The organism is Clostridium sp. Marseille-P7770, assembly GCF_902143525.1.
Taxonomy (GTDB): domain Bacteria; phylum Bacillota; class Clostridia; order Lachnospirales; family Lachnospiraceae; genus Pilosibacter.
Genome location: NZ_CABFVC010000001.1, coordinates 820,063 through 835,648 on the forward strand (window position 1 = coordinate 820,063; position 15,586 = coordinate 835,648).

At 49.8% G+C, this 15,586-nt stretch carries 12 protein-coding genes, 1 rRNA gene and 1 other RNA gene; 12 read left to right on the forward strand and 2 right to left on the reverse strand.

All coding sequences use genetic code 11. The annotated features are described in order from the left end of the window. Positions 1–82: 82 nt before the first annotated feature. On the reverse strand, positions 83–1,045 hold the full coding sequence (locus FN001_RS03745; RefSeq protein WP_142410841.1) for a type 2 periplasmic-binding domain-containing protein: 963 nt from the start codon (positions 1,043–1,045) through the stop codon (positions 83–85). Positions 1,046–1,346: 301 nt separating this feature from the next. On the opposite strand from FN001_RS03745, the gene tadA reads away from it, so the two are divergent. Further along, on the forward strand, positions 1,347–1,880 hold the full coding sequence (gene tadA / locus FN001_RS03750) for a tRNA adenosine(34) deaminase TadA (RefSeq protein ID WP_207705618.1): 534 nt from the start codon (positions 1,347–1,349) through the stop codon (positions 1,878–1,880). A gap of 365 nt (positions 1,881–2,245) precedes the next feature. Here tadA and FN001_RS03755 read toward each other — a convergent pair whose 3' ends face one another. Beyond that, positions 2,246–3,097 (reverse strand): YitT family protein, encoded by an 852-nt coding sequence (locus tag FN001_RS03755; RefSeq protein WP_142410843.1) that lies wholly within the window; start codon positions 3,095–3,097, stop codon positions 2,246–2,248. A 382-nt stretch (positions 3,098–3,479) separates the two neighbouring features. Between FN001_RS03755 and FN001_RS17960 the strand changes: the two genes are divergently transcribed. The 11 genes from FN001_RS17960 to FN001_RS03810 all read left to right on the forward strand — a co-directional run. Next, on the forward strand, positions 3,480–4,280 hold the full coding sequence (locus FN001_RS17960) for a hypothetical protein (RefSeq protein ID WP_185911834.1): 801 nt from the start codon (positions 3,480–3,482) through the stop codon (positions 4,278–4,280). A 198-nt stretch (positions 4,281–4,478) separates the two neighbouring features. Continuing rightward, positions 4,479–4,740: signal recognition particle sRNA large type (gene ffs / locus FN001_RS03765), an RNA gene on the forward strand. A gap of 31 nt (positions 4,741–4,771) precedes the next feature. Further along, on the forward strand, positions 4,772–6,259 hold the full coding sequence (locus FN001_RS03770) for a metallophosphoesterase (protein ID WP_142410844.1): 1,488 nt from the start codon (positions 4,772–4,774) through the stop codon (positions 6,257–6,259). 331 nt (positions 6,260–6,590) lie between these two features. Beyond that, complete coding sequence (locus FN001_RS03775; protein ID WP_117470010.1) at positions 6,591–7,673, forward strand: 6-phosphofructokinase; 1,083 nt, start codon at positions 6,591–6,593, stop codon at positions 7,671–7,673. A 6-nt stretch (positions 7,674–7,679) separates the two neighbouring features. Further along, a complete protein-coding gene (gene dnaX / locus FN001_RS03780) occupies positions 7,680–9,407 on the forward strand; it encodes a DNA polymerase III subunit gamma/tau (RefSeq protein ID WP_142410845.1) in 1,728 nt (575 codons plus the stop codon). A 170-nt stretch (positions 9,408–9,577) separates the two neighbouring features. Beyond that, positions 9,578–9,928 (forward strand): YbaB/EbfC family nucleoid-associated protein, encoded by a 351-nt coding sequence (locus tag FN001_RS03785; protein WP_021903984.1) that lies wholly within the window; start codon positions 9,578–9,580, stop codon positions 9,926–9,928. A gap of 3 nt (positions 9,929–9,931) precedes the next feature. Next, entirely contained in the window at positions 9,932–10,531 is a 600-nt protein-coding gene (recR, locus tag FN001_RS03790) for a recombination mediator RecR (RefSeq protein ID WP_118298196.1), read from the forward strand. Between the two features lie 45 nt (positions 10,532–10,576). Continuing rightward, positions 10,577–12,835 carry a tetratricopeptide repeat protein gene (locus FN001_RS03795; RefSeq protein ID WP_142410846.1) on the forward strand — a complete coding sequence of 753 codons (2,259 nt, stop codon included), beginning with the start codon at positions 10,577–10,579 and terminating at the stop codon, positions 12,833–12,835. A 249-nt stretch (positions 12,836–13,084) separates the two neighbouring features. Next, a complete protein-coding gene (locus FN001_RS03800) occupies positions 13,085–13,918 on the forward strand; it encodes an HAD family hydrolase (protein ID WP_118651041.1) in 834 nt (277 codons plus the stop codon). Further along, positions 13,918–14,667: a CvpA family protein gene (locus FN001_RS03805; RefSeq protein WP_243121925.1), complete on the forward strand. Its 750-nt coding sequence runs from the start codon at positions 13,918–13,920 to the stop codon at positions 14,665–14,667. The genes FN001_RS03800 and FN001_RS03805 overlap by 1 nt, the downstream gene beginning before the upstream one ends. A gap of 577 nt (positions 14,668–15,244) precedes the next feature. Beyond that, positions 15,245–15,586: ribosomal RNA gene (locus FN001_RS03810) — 16S ribosomal RNA — on the forward strand; the annotation flags it as partial.

The window sequence follows — 15,586 nt, forward strand, 5'->3', positions numbered from 1 at the left end:
GCGGAACATGCCGCAGGATATCCGGCATCATAGAATAAAAGTGGGATGCCGCTTTTGCAGCATCCCGGTTTTGAAAAGTTATTTACTGGACAACCAGGTCTTTGTACTCATTTACGATATCCTGTACATTCTGGATATGTTCAAGAACCTGATCATTTGTCATCGTATCAACTTCAAGAAGCATCGTGTCGGAAAGCCACTCAGTAACGCTCTTATCTGCGAGGATCTTGTCATAGAGGTCTTTTAACTCGGCAACCTTCTTCGCGTCAGTGCCTTTTCTCGCAAGGATCAGGCAGCGGTTTCTGAAGTATGGATAACCGTATTTGCCAACACCCTCAACACCTGCGAACGGACCATCGGCAATGTCTTCACCGTCGAACGCGCACACGATGGTAACGCCGCCCTGCTGGTAAGTTTCAAGGATCTGGGACTGGTGGGAGACTGCGAAGTTTGTCTCACCCTTTGCGACAGCCTGTGCAGCTTCAGCAGCGGAGCTGTAAGCGACGATCTTGATCTGGTCGCCATATCCCATGGAGCCGAATAATGCGGCTGCGAGGAATGCTTCAGAACCGGTTGCGCCGTTTGCGGCGACGGAGATCTGATTTCCTGCCTCCATGTATGTCTTCAGATCATCAATATTCTTGATATTGAGCTTGGAATCAGCAGACATAACGAAAACGGAGGAATACAGGTTCTCAACGAATTCGAAATCATCGTAAGTGAACTGCATCTTTGCCGGATCAAGAATGGAGGTGATGGAGAAAAGTCCCTCACCTGCGAAAACAAGTTCCGGATCGTTTGCTTTTGTTTGAGCAACCCAGCTGTTTACCGTTGCCGCGTCACCTTTTACTGCGTCAGCGACGAGAATGATCTTATCAGAATAAGTATTGGAAAGACTTGCTGCCTTCTGGCTTACCATAGCAGCGACTCCGGAAGGAGCCCAGGGACATGTGACTGTCCATGTAACCGCTTTTTCCGAACATCCCACGAGTGACATAGCCGCCGTCATAACGGCGAGACCGAGTGCTAATAATTTTTTCTTCATACTACCTCTCCTTTGTTAAAATTTGATGATTCATGAGCGCCTTTTTCGTATCTTGTGATACAAGATTAACATACTGGAAACATGATTTTCAACAACTTTTACCATTTTTTAGATAAAGTTGTATGTTTATTGACGAATCAAACAGAAGCTGTAATCGAGATTGATATTTATTAGACATTCTGCACATGAAGGGGGAATGAATGCTGGACGGCGGGCGATTTTCTCTTGTCAGAAATCAAAAATACGGTACAATAAGGGGCAGGAGATAAAGCGACAGGAAGTGGAGAAACGTATGAGAAAAATGACGATAGAAGAACATTATATGAAAGAGGCGATCCGTCAGGCAAAAAAGGCGGCGGCGCTTAAGGAAGTGCCCATCGGCTGCGTGATCGTCTATGACGGAAGGATCATCGCGAGAGGATATAACCGCCGGACGGTAGATAAAAACGTACTGGCCCACGCGGAGATCATCGCGATGCGGAAGGCCTGCCGCATTCTCGGCGATTGGAGACTAGAGGACTGTACGATGTACGTGACCTTGGAGCCATGTCCGATGTGTGCCGGAGCCATCGTTCAGGCGAGAATTCCGAAGGTGGTGATCGGCTGCATGAACCCAAAAGCCGGTTGTGCCGGATCCGTGCTCGACATGCTCCACGAGGACGGATTCAACCACCAGGTGGAGACGGAAGTAGGACTGTTGGGAGAGGAATGCTCACAGATGCTGAAGGATTTCTTTAAGGCACTGCGGGAGGAAGGAAAGCGGAAGAAGCTGGAACAGGTGCAGAAAGAAGCAAATAAAGAAGAAACTGAAGACAAGCAGGGTCTTAATTCTTAAATAATATTTGGAATGCTTACGTTTATCAAAACCATGACAGCCCACAACAGCAAATTCATATAACAATGAAAATTACGGAAGAAAAATAAAATAAGTGTAACTATTCAGTACCTTCATAGTTACGTGCAAAAATCCATTCTAGATCAGCTTCACTGATGGGGGTTTTGCCTTCCAGCCTATGTTTTCTTACGGTCAGCGCGGCAAGTGCGCAGACCTACTGAACAGTTACAAATAAGTTTACATAACAAAACCACCAACAGAAATGAATCTGTGAGGTGGTTTTGTCTATGCAGACGATTATTCAAAATCAAATTGATTCAAAAAGACGATAGAAGTGTCCAAGGCCAAGAAGAGTGCTGATTCTATCACGCACTGATCTTCTTCGGCCGGTACCGGATATCCGAAACCTTATACACCGTGATAAATGCCTCCGGATCACTGGAACTGATATAGTTCATGAGTGCCTGATACTCACGCTTATCCACGATCGTAATGATCTCATTGTGTTTCTCAAAATTATACGCACCGATCGCTTCATAGATCGTTGCGCCGCTGTGCAGATTGTTAATAATGAACTCGCGGAGTTCTTCCTCTTTCTTCGTGATAATGCAGACACGTCTCTTGACATTCTGGTCAAAAATAAAGTAATCGAGGACGATTCCGTTCACATATGTACCGAGCACACTGAGCACGACGGTCTTCTTGTCATAAACGAACGCGGAAGAAAGCGCCACGCACATGCCGGAGAGAGACATTGCCTTTCCGAGATCCACATGCAGGTACTTGTTCATGATCTTTGCAACGATGTCCAGTCCACCGGATGATGCATTCATGTTAAAGAGCATCGCGAGACCGATGCTGACCACCAGCACATAGCAGACCGCATCCAGCTCCTGACTTCCGGTGAGGGACGTAAAATCCGGGAAGATTTTCTCGAAAATACCTAAGAAGACCGGCAGCATGACACTCGTGTATACAGTTTTTGCGCCGAACTCCTTACCGCAGAAAATAAATCCGATGATCAGCAGGAGGATGTTGAGCGCCATCGTGATCACAGAAAGCGGAAGCGGGATAAAGTGAGTCAGAATAATTCCGAGACCGGAAATACTGCTGATCGATGTGTGGCTTGGTACCAGAAAAAAGAAAACCGCGATGGCTGTGATTGCGTCAGCCAGAGTCATGACAAAAATTTCTTTGATTAACCCCTTGTTGTTCATAATACAGAACCCTTTCCCATTGCAAGCTGCTGATTTCCCGTGGGTGTTCCCTCTATGTCTTCCTCACGGGTACAATTTTCGGTTCAAGTATATACTGGATGGACATGATATGCAAGAGAACGTGGTGAAGTGTGACCATGATAAAAGAATATGAAAACAAGAAGATGATGTGGCTGGGGGTTGTCGCTCAGCAAAAAAATATTTGCTAATGCGACAGCCCCTGCACAGGGCATGAACAGCAATACTGCCTGATAAAGGACAGAAAAAGTTAAGGAAATTTACAGGTGGAGGTAAAAACTGTATGGTAATATAAGTAATACAGGCAGCTTTGCTTAGTGACGGATACGGCAACATCACGATCAAAACAGAAAGAGGGGAGATCATGAACGACAAAAAGAAGATCCTGGCGGCAGCAGGCATCCTTGTCCTTGCGGGAGCCGCTGCGACGGCATTTTATATATGGAAGAAAAATAAAACTCAGGTGGCGACATCGGTAGCCATTATCGGCGGTGCGGACGGACCGACATCGATCTTTCTCGCCGGAAAACCTGGCAATTCCGCCGATGAAGGAACAAAAGCCGCAATTTTGGACCTCGAGACCGCAAAAAAACAGCCCTATGGTCAGGTAGTGGAGCTCGACTATGTGAGTATCGACAGGATCTCCCTCCACGGCTCCTTCGGATACATTGCTTTCGACATAAATGGCTCCGATGATTCTGCGACAATGGAGCCGGTGGCAGCCTACACCCTGGAAGAGGCTGGTCCCATCGTGACACAGGGCGATGAGTATACGGAAGTTCTCGGAAGCGCGGATGGCTGCGTGGTGGCACCGAAGGCGTATATGAAGGAAAAGAATCCGATGTACCTCTACTCCAACACCTATGGAGATGTGACGGAGCTTCCGGAAAAAGTCTGCAAGATCCTCAGAGAGAATAAAGAAAACGGCAGCTTCAAGGATGCATATCTGACGGACGACCGTCTGAATCAGATGGCATCGGATATCTACAACGAATATGGCAGCACACTGCTATACGGCCCGGTGGCGATCCCGGAGTTTGACAGCGAGGTCTACGGCTTCCTGGCAGCGGACGGTGACAATCTGGAAGATGTCTGGTACGGAATCTGGCATGCGCCGCTGGAGGACCAGACATTCCCAATCACAAAGATAACACTGTTTGATTAAAAATAGATATTTTATATTTAATACATACAATTTAAAGTCAGGAATAGATCAGGGGATTTTGTAAAAATGAGAGCTTTAACGAGAGGATTTTTTAATGATCAGACTTGATAAAAACTTGTTGGTATCATGCTTATAACATGGTGTTGACAAGTTTTACTAACTTGACAAATTGTTGTCATCCATGTATACTTAACTGGTCCGCACAGCCGGGGAGATAGCGGTGCCCTGTACCTGCAATCCGCTACAGCAGGGGTGATGTTCTGCCGCGGGTACTTCCTTGTGAAGCTGCCCCTGGTAAGCGGCGCTGACGTTTTGGTCTCGCGCAATGGGACTCTCTGAACCATGTCAGGGCAGGAATGCAGCAGCATTAAGGAGAACCTTCCATGTGCCGCGAGGGAGCCGGGACCGAGCTGGCTGCCAGGGTAACGTTTATGAGACGTATTCAAAGCAGAGCGTGCGGATAAAAAAGAAATCTTAAGAGGTGACAGTGAATGAGAAAGAAATTTCTGCTATTGCTGGCGCTTCTTTTTTTATTGGCTGGGGTGATCTTTGTCCTGCCCGCAGTGCGGGATCATGTTCCGGATCAAACAAAAGAGAGTGCCGCGGAAGAGACAGAACCGTCAACAACCGAGTCGGAACCGCCGACAGAAACGGAATCGGAGACTGGAACAGAAACCGAGGAGCCGACCGAAGAGGAGACGGAAGGTCCCGGAGATCCGGTGGACCGGGAAAAGATCGAGACGCATCTGATCATCGCGTCTGACACCCACTACATGTCACCGTCGTTGACGGATTATGGCGCAGCATTTGACCAGCTTGTAAACAGCAGTGATGGAAAAGTGATCCGCTATCAGCCACAGTTATGGCAGGCGTTTGAATCGGAAGTTCTTGAGGCACATCCGGATGCCCTGATCCTGAGCGGCGACCTGAGTTTAAATGGAGAAAAGGCAAACCACCTGGAATTTGCGGAAAAACTCCGGAAGATCAAAGACGCAGGGATCTCGGTCTATGTGATCCCCGGAAATCACGATATCAACAAGCCGAATGCCGGAGAATACTTCGGGGATCAGAGAACGGATGTGGAAAGCGTGACGTCGGAAGAATTCCGGGAGATTTACGGAGATTTCGGATACAATGAGGCAAAGAGCGAAGCACCGGATTCCCTGAGTTATCTGGTGGAACTGAATGATACCACCTGGCTCATGATGCTTGATACGACGGTCTGCGAGCCGGAAAATGAGGTGTACGGTGAGATTAAAGAGGGAACGCTGGAATGGATGGAAGAATGCCTGAAAGAGGCGTATGCCGAAGGAATCACCGTGATCCCGGTTGGACACCACAATCTCCAGCGCCTGAGCCGTGTCTATGTGGAGGAATGCGTGATCGAGAACTGTGACGAGGTCCGGGAACTCTTTGAACGTTATCTGACGCCTGTGTACTTCAGCGGCCATCTCCACACGCAGAAGGTCATGAAACACCTGACAGAGCCGGGAATGGGCTCAGACACTTACGGAATCTGGGAGATCGTGAGCAATTCCCTGATCCTGCCGCCATGTCAGTACGGGACTGTAACGTTAAACACGGACGGCAGCATCGATTATCTCGCAAAGACCGTGGATGTTTCCACCTGGGCGGCCGCAAACGGGGAGACGGATCCGAACCTTCTTGAGTTCTCATCCTATGCAGCGGATTATCTGCAGACGGTCATCAAGAATCAGATCTTTAAAACCCTGGAGGATGTGCCGAAAGAATTAAAAGAAGTTATGGCGGACTTTTATACGGATATCTACAAGGATTACTATGCCGGAGTGCCGATCAGTTATTCGGAGAAGAAAAACGAGTTCGGATACGGCCTCTGGGTCCGCTACATGGATCCGAGCGTTGAGTTCCGCCAGCTCGACGGAATGATGCGCGACACGATGTCGGCAAATAACCATGCCGAGATCCCGAATCCGGTCCGTTTGAAACGCCCGGAATAATAAAAAAGAGCGGACGCACCGTCTGCCGGTCTGCATGAGGACCTTATTTTTGTCCATAATATGTGTTACAGTACACGGGCACTCTATGCCCGCGCACTGTAACACGATTTTGCCGATGCTTCGCATTCCGAATCGGCAAAATCTGCTGCCACAACTGTATTGTACGGAATTTTCAGTTCAGAAAATTCCTACCGTGTACAGTAACTAATATGCCTAGAAAAGAGAGAGGAGACAAGTTTTTCTTGCCCGTCTCTTTTCTTTGTATTATAATCTTATCTTGGATACATGCATTCACATTTCGACTGAAAGAAATCGGAGAAAGGACAAGACGATGAAGAGAGTTGGATTCCTTACGAGCGGCGGCGACTGCCAGGCGTTAAACGCAACGATGCGCGGAGTCGCAAAAGGTCTGTACCAGATCTACAAAGATGAAGTGGAAATTATCGGATTTGAAGACGGCTATAAAGGTCTGATGTACGCAAACTACCTGATGATGAAACAGTCAGATTTTTCAGGCGTCCTCACAAAAGGCGGAACGATGCTCGGTACCTCCAGACAGCCGTTCAAGCTGATGCGTGTGCCGGACGAGAACGGACTCGACAAGGTGGAGCTCATGAAGCACACCTACTATAAATTGAAGTTGGACGCTTTAGTCGTCCTCGGCGGAAATGGAAGCCAGAAAACGGCAAATCTCTTAAGCCAGGAAGGACTCAACGTGATCGGACTTCCGAAGACCATCGATAACGATCTCTGGGGAACGGATATGACGTTCGGATTCCAGAGCGCTGTGGATATCGCGACGAATGCGATCGACTGTATCCACACGACCGCGTCCTCCCACGGACGTGTCTTCATCGTGGAAGTCATGGGACATAAAGTCGGCTGGCTCACACTTCATGCAGGCATCGCCGGCGGAGCGGATATCATCCTGATCCCGGAGATCCCGTATGACTTAAATAAAGTCGTAAAGAAGATCAAAGAGCGGACGAAGAACGGAAGCCGTTTCTCGATCCTTGCGGTGGCTGAGGGTGCGATCTCAAAAGAACAGGCGGCTCTTTCCAAGAAAGAGTATAAGAAGTATCTGGAGGAACGCGCAACGAAATACCAGTCCGTCGCGTATGAGATCGGCGCGAAGATCCAGGAGATGACAGGACAGGAGATCCGTGTGACCGTTCCGGGCCATATGCAGCGCGGCGGCACTCCGGTCCCGTATGACCGCGTTCTCTCCACAAGGATCGGCGCTCATGCCGCCGACATGATCAAAAATAATGAATTCGGCAAGCTGGTCGTTGTAAAAAACAATGTGATCACGGATATCCCGCTGGCAGAATCTGCCGGCAAACTGAAATATGTGGATCCGCAGTCCGATATTGTAAAAGAAGCGAAGCTTATCGGAATCAGTTTCGGAGACTGATAGAACATGTCATATCAAGCGTTATACAGGAAATGGCGTCCGCAGGTCTTTGCGGATGTAAAAGGCCAGGACCATATCGTTAAAACTTTACAGAATCAGATCGGTTCCGGCAGGATCGGGCATGCGTATCTGTTCTGCGGAACCCGCGGAACCGGTAAGACAACGGTGGCGAAGATCCTGGCCAGGGCGGTAAACTGTGAACATCCGGTGGACGGAAGTCCCTGCGGCGAATGCCCGAGCTGCAGGCAGATCGCGGCGGGAACCTCGTTAAACGTGGTGGAGATCGATGCTGCGTCCAACAATGGCGTTGAGAACATCCGTGAGATCCGTGAACAGGTCCAGTACCCGCCGACGGAGGGAAAATATCGCGTATACATCATCGATGAGGTTCATATGCTCTCAACAGGCGCGTTCAACGCCCTGTTAAAGACACTGGAGGAGCCGCCGTCCTATGTAATCTTTATCCTGGCGACCACAGAGGTCCACAAGATCCCGATCACGGTGCTTTCCAGATGCCAGCGGTATGATTTCCGGCGCATTACGCTGGACACGATCACGGCACGGTTAAAAGAACTTACGGAAGCGGAAAATATGCCGGTGGAGGAAAAAGCGCTCCGCTATGTGGCAAAAGCCGGAGACGGTTCCATGCGAGACGCTCTAAGTCTCCTGGACCAGTGCGCGGCGTTCCACTTCGGCGAGACGCTGACGTATGAACATGTGCTGGATGTCCTCGGCGCTGTCGACAACAGCGTATTCCGGGATCTGTTCCATGCGATCCGGGAGAACCGGACGAAGGACTGTATCCTGAAGCTTGAGGAGATGGTAGTCCAGGGCCGGGAACTTTCCCAGTTTGTCGTGGATTTCATCTGGTTTCTCCGAAATCTGCTCCTGTTAAAGACGGCGGATGATGCGGAAGACCTTCTGGATATGTCGGAGGACAATCTGGCGCAGATGAGGGAAGACGCGGCGCTTGTGGACGAGAATACTCTGATGAGATATATCCGCGTGTTCTCGGAGCTCTCCAACCAGATCCGTTTCGCAAACCAGAAACGCGTGCTCATCGAGCTTGCATTCATCAAGCTCACCAAGCCGGAGATGGATCAGAACATGGATTCCATCCTGGAGCGCCTGGAAAGGCTGGAGCGCATGGTGGAGGAAGGGATCCCTGCGATGCCCGCAGGCGGCTATGTTCCCGCGCAGAATGCCGGGATCGCCGGTGATCCGATGATGGGAGCCGCGCAGATTTCACCGCAGATGTATGCACAGCCTGCTTACGACGGTGCCGGAGCACCGGGAAATGGCGCGGGACCGGCAGGTCAGCCAGCGCAGAATCCGGCGGGAATGCAGAATCCCCCGGCTTCCGGCCAGGCTTATGAGCCGAGGACTGTATCACTGCCGAAAGCCCAGCTGGAGGATCTCAACATGATCCGGAATGAGTGGGGCAAGATCGTCCGCGACATGGGTATGTCCATACGCCCGAGTTTCCGGGAGACCGTAGTGGAACCGGCGGGCGACAGCTGTCTCTGCATCGTGTTCAATGATCCGATGAATTTTGCCATCGGAAGCCGTCCGAGCGTCCTCGGGGATCTGGAAAGGTATGTGGAGCAGAAATACGGAAAATCCCTGTATTTTAAATCCCGCATGCGGGAAAACGGGGAACGGATGGATACCCGCTATATCAGCGATGATGAGCTGAGAGAAAACATCCATATGGATATTACAATCGAAGATTAGCCGCAGTGATAAAAGCTGCGATTAATATAAACACAGATTCAACTTGAAACCTGTGAACCGGTCATACCTATATGGGCAATGTCCGGTCAGCGTTGACGGAAGGACTCAAAAAGCTTTTTTGAGCCTGAACATCATTTATAAAAACTAAGAATATCAGGAGGAAATACACCATGGCAAGACGTGGCGGTTTTCCGGGCGGTATGCCCGGCAATATGACAAATCTTATGAAACAGGCGCAGAGAATGCAGCGCCAGATGGAAGAGAAGACAAAAGAGCTTGAGGAGAAGCAGTACACAGCAACAGCAGGCGGCGGAGCTGTATCCGTTACCGTATCCGGCAAGAAGGAAGTTGTCGCTGTAAAGATCTCCCCGGAGGCAGTAGATCCGGATGATGTTGAGATGCTCGAGGATCTTATCGTTGCTGCGACAAATGAGGCGTTCCACCAGATGGAGGCTGAGTCCAGCGCAGTGATGTCCGAGCTCACAGGCGGTCTCGGAAACCTGGGAGGACTTTCCTTCTAAATTATGGATTACTACAGCAGTCAGATATCAAAATTGATAGAGGAGCTGTCGAAACTTCCGGGAATCGGAAATAAGACGGCCCAGCGTCTGGCATTCCACATCATCAACATGCCGGAGGAACAGGTGGAACGGCTCTCGAACTCGATCCGGGATGCGAAACACAATGTTCATTACTGCAAGGAGTGCTTCACCCTGACAGACCAGGAACTCTGCCCGATCTGCCGGAGCCAGACCAGAGACCACAGTGTGATCATGGTCGTGGAGAACCCGCGTGATCTGGCGGCATACGAAAAAACGGGAAAATTCGACGGGGTGTACCATGTGCTCCACGGCGCGATCTCCCCGATGCTTGGGATCGGACCGGGAGATATCAAATTAAAAGAGCTGATGACGCGTCTTCAGACGGAAGAAGTGAAGGAAGTCATTATCGCCACAAACTCAAGTCTTGAGGGCGAGACGACGGCAATGTACATAAGCAAACTGATCAAGCCGACAGGGATCAAGGTGACGAGGATCGCCAGCGGTGTTCCGGTCGGCGGAGATCTGGAATATATTGATGAAGTCACACTTCTCCGGGCGTTGGAAGGCCGGGTGGAATTATAAAACCGGCAGCAGATGGCTGTTCCGGTTTCAGGAGATGCGAAAGAAATGGATAAATACGAGTTTAATATTAAAGTCGAGCAGATCAAAAAGATGGTCAGCCGCGGAGATTACGGAACTGCGATGAAGATCGCGGATACCATCGACTGGCACCGTGTCCGCAACGCGAGCCTGCTGTCCATGATCGCTCAGATCTATGAGAAAAATGAGGAGTACCAGGAGGCGAAGGATATTCTGCTCCTGGCTTTCGAGCGCGCACCGGTCGGTAAGCGCCTGCTCTATAAACTGGCGGATCTCGCCTTAAAGGACGGAAGCACGGCTGAAGCAGAGGCGTACTACAGAGAATTCTGCGATCTCGCACAGGATGATCCGCGCCAGTACCTGCTCCGCTACAAGATCTTAAAGGCGAAAAAGGCACCGGTGGATCAGCTGATCCGTGCGCTGGAAGTGTATACTTCATCCGAGGTGGATGAGAAATGGCTGTATGAGCTGGCAGAGCTCTACCACAAAGCAGGGATCGAGGACAAGTGTGTTGCCACATGTGACCGCATCATGCTCTTATTCGGTCTCGGCAAATATGTGGACAAGGCGATGGATCTGAAACTTCAGTATGCACCGTTGAACAAATATCAGATGGACCTTGTGGAGAATAGGGAGAAATACGAGGCAAAACTGCGCGCTGTTGAGGAAGAATACAGCGGAAATGCCCCGGAACAGGATGACTACGAGGAGGAAACTCCAGACACGGATGTCTCAAGAGAGGTTGCCCTGCAGATCCATGAGGATGCCCAGACAAAGAAGCTGGCAGACGAGATGTCCAGACTTTCCGAGGAAGAGGGACGGACGGCTGTTGTCGAGGAAGACAACGACATGGATGCGACAAGAACCATTGCAGATCTCAGTGCGATCCGCCGGGAAAGACAGGAAGCTGCGGAAGATGCGCAGGGAACGGAAGAAACGGAGCACACGATCCCGACAGAGGAAGAACGGGAGATCGAGCGCCAGAAACTGGCGATCCGCGCCGCAAAAGAGCGGGAAGAGATGGAAGAGGAAGCGCTCCGCCGTGCGGAGGAAGAGCGGGAAGCTGCGAGACGCGAGGAAGAAGAACGCCGTGTGAAAAAACAGGCGGAGATCGACAGAGAGCGCGCACGCAGAAACCAGGTCCGCAATATTCCGGCTCCGGAAGAGGATGACGACGAGGAAGATCTGGAACTGGAATCCCTGGATGATATGCTCGATACCAACAACCTGATGATCGAGGCGGAGACGGACGCGGAAGGTCTTTCCATGGCTGTTGAATCCTTAAAGGAGATCCACCGCGAGCTCGGGATCAAGAACCCGGTTGCAAAGATCAGCAGTGAGAAATTAAATAAGCGCGGGATCAGCGCAGTTGCTGACATGCTCGCAGGGAAAGATCTGATCATCCAGCACGCGGCAGGTCTTACTGATGCTGTCCAGAATGAACTGGATGACCTGATGGAAAAAGACCGCTCCGGCATGATCGTTGTCTTGATCGATACCCCGGAGAACCTTGAGGCGCTCCATGCCCACAATACCTCTCTCGCAAGTAAATTCCAGTACATCGGAAGCGATGAGGAAGCGGCTGAACAGAAAAAAGCGGAAGCAGAAATGGAAGCTGCTCTGAAACGTTCCACAGAAAAACAGGAACAGATCGCCCGCGATGTGGTAAGTGCGGAGCAGGAGATGGAAGAGGAGCCGGAACAGAAACCGGAGGAAGAGGAAGCTTATACTCTGACACCGGAACCGGAAACACAGACGGAGCCGGAGGAAGAACCGAAGATGCCGGCGGCTGAAGAAACAGAAGAACCGGAAAAAGACGCTTACGAGGAAGAAGAGCCGGAAGAGGAACCGGAGGAAGAGGAATATATCCCGCCGAAGAAGACAGGAATATTTGGAAAGTCCAAAGAAGCTCCGAAGAAGCCGGCTGCAGACAAAGAAAAACCGAAGATTCCGGTGAAAGCGGAAGCTGCAGAGGAGGTTGTTCCGGAAGACTATGACGATAAGGAAGAGATGGATCCGGACGAATTCGCCCAGTATGCTTGCAAATATGCATCAGAGATCGACTGCAGCATCACAGGAAAGAGTCTTCTTGCCCTGTATGAGCGCATCGAGATGATGGAAGAGGATGAAGTCCGCCTGACAAAGGCAGCGGCTGTCGATCTGATCGAGGAAGCTGCTGACAAGGCAGAGAAAAAGTCTCTCGGAAAGAAGATCGCAGGACTCTTCTCCCCGACATATACAAAAGAAGGCCTTCTGATCCTTCATGAAAAAGACTTCTTCGACTAAACGATAAAAAGTACAGATGCGAAGGCTGAAAGGCTGAAAAATGAATATGCGCACCATGTGATCATTGCGTTTGCAGTGGGATGGTGCGCAAATTTTTCACCAACAGATACGAACTTATGTTTGCTGAGAGGAATACGATTACTGCCCATGAGAACTGCCGGATAAGAAGATCTCCTGCCGGAAAATGACGGCGGCGGGCGGAGCTTAAAAAGATATCTTGTGGGCAGACTATGATGACAGGAGAATATTATGGAGATCAGACTGATCGCGGCGGATATGGATGGAACGCTGCTTGACGATGAAAAGAAGATCCCGGAAGAAAATCTGCGCGTTTTCCGGGAATGTGCGGCGCGTGGGATCGAGATCGTCCCGGCGACCGGCCGCACGATGCGCGGACTGCCGGATGAACTCCGGAATCTGCCGGGTGTACATTATGCGATCCTCACAAACGGGGCACAGGTGGTAGATCTCGCAAAAAATGAGATTATCGACTCCTGCCGGATCCCGGTGGCGCTGGCGGAAAAGATCATGATGATGGCGCGGACGAGCCCGGATGAGATCATGTATGATGTATACATTGGAGGGATCGGATATACGATGCCGGAATTTTATAATGATATATATAAATATGTATCATCGGAAGGTCTGGCGGAGCTTGTGCGGAGAACCAGGGATTCGGTTCCGGACAACATTGCATATTTGAAAGAACGCGGACAGGACGCGGATAAGATCAACATGTTCTTTTGCGATATGGATGCCAGAAAGAGGATGCGTGAGGAACTTTCAAAGATCCCGGGGATCCTTGTCTCTTCATCGATTCCAAATAACCTCGAGATCAACGCGGAAGGCGCCGATAAAGGCGGAGCACTGATCCGTCTTGCAGCACGCCTTGGAATCGACCGGGAGGCTACTATGAGCTTTGGAGACGGGGAGAATGACCTGTCCATGATTCGCATGGCGGGGATCGGTGTTGCCATGGAAAACGGCGAAGAATCCGTAAAGGCGGCAGCAGATTATATCACAAAGACGAACAATGAGGCGGGAGTCGCGAAAGCGATCTGCCATTTTACAGGAATTGAGTAATGATGGAAATATTGGAAATGTTATCCGGCCGTTGGCTGGAGGTGGCTGTTGCGGCATATCTCATTGGGATGATGCTGTACGGTCATTACAGAGGATTTATAAGAATAGCAGTCTCCGTGATGTCACTTTTTATCACGCTGTTCGCGGTGCGCGTTGCGATCCCGCAGACAGCTGCGTGGCTGGAGCACAATACGGCACTCTATGAAACGATGAAGGAGAGTGCACTGAAGGCCAGCGGCCTTGATGAAAAGATGGATGAGATGGCCCAGACGGCCGGTCTCGCCGGAAAAGCGGGGGAACGCGCAGTTATCGAAAGTCTGGAAATCCCGGACCAGGTCAAAAAGCTTCTGATCGAGAACAACAACGGCGAAGTATATCAGGAGATGGGAGTACAGATCTTTGAGGACTATGTCGGAAAATATCTGGCGGACCGTGTGATCCGTGTGATCATATTTACGGTATTGTTTACGGTATTCTATGCGTCTCTTCACATAGTTATCGTATGGCTGAACCTGCTCTCCCGCCTGCCGATCATATATGGACTCAATAAGATCACAGGGGCAGTCCTGGGGCTCACGGAGGCGCTGATCTTTGTGTGGATAGGATGTCTGGTCCTTACCCTGTTTTCCGGCAGCCCGATCGGAAAGAGCATGATCGACCAGATCAACGGAAGTATCTGGCTGACATGGCTGTATGACCATAACATGCTTTCCTATCTTGTGGTCGGACTGGTGAGAAGCGTTTTGTAATAGAAAGAGACGGTAATCGGGAAATGGATCACCCGGTCAGATAAGACGCCACTCCCTTTTAGGCGGCGAGAGTCTATAAAAGTGTCTCGATGGAGATACAGTTTTTAACTGAGATAAATACGAATAAGACAATACAGAAATGGGGTATATCTTGCGTTGGAAATGCGGATGTACCCCATTATGTTGTAATTGCACATGCAAAAGAAAAAACTTCGAAAAAAATAGAAAAAACAGTTGACTTTTCGGCACAGATTTGTTATTATAATATTCGCCTTGAGCGACAGGGCAAAACTTATTAAGAGTCATTAAGAAAACTTCTTAATTACTTCAAAAAAAGTTTTAAAAAGTTCTTGACAAACCGGAAACGGTATGATAGAATAAACGAGTTGCTTCTGAAACACAGAAGCGACAAAAACAGTTCCTTGAAAACTGAACAGTATGTAAAACCCTGAAAATTCTTATAAAAATGGTCTTTGGTTTAGACCATGAATGAGAACATTCAGAACAAAACCTAACAAAACAGTAGAACGGTTTAAAAATTAGCCAAGCTAAATTTTGAACCTGGATACAAACACTTTAACATGAGAGTTTGATCCTGGCTCAGGATGAACGCTGGCGGCGTGCCTAACACATGCAAGTCGAACGAGGTAAATGAGTTGAAGTTTTCGGATGGATTCTTATTTACCGAGTGGCGGACGGGTGAGTAACGCGTGGGTAACCTGCCTCATACAGGGGGATAACGATTGGAAACGATTGCTAATACCGCATAAGCGCACAGTACCACATGGTACGGTGTGAAAAACTCCGGTGGTATGAGATGGACCCGCGTCTGATTAGCTAGTTGGTGAGGTAACGGCCCACCAAGGCAACGATCAGTAGCCGACCTGAGAGGGTGACCGGCCACATTGGGACTGAGACA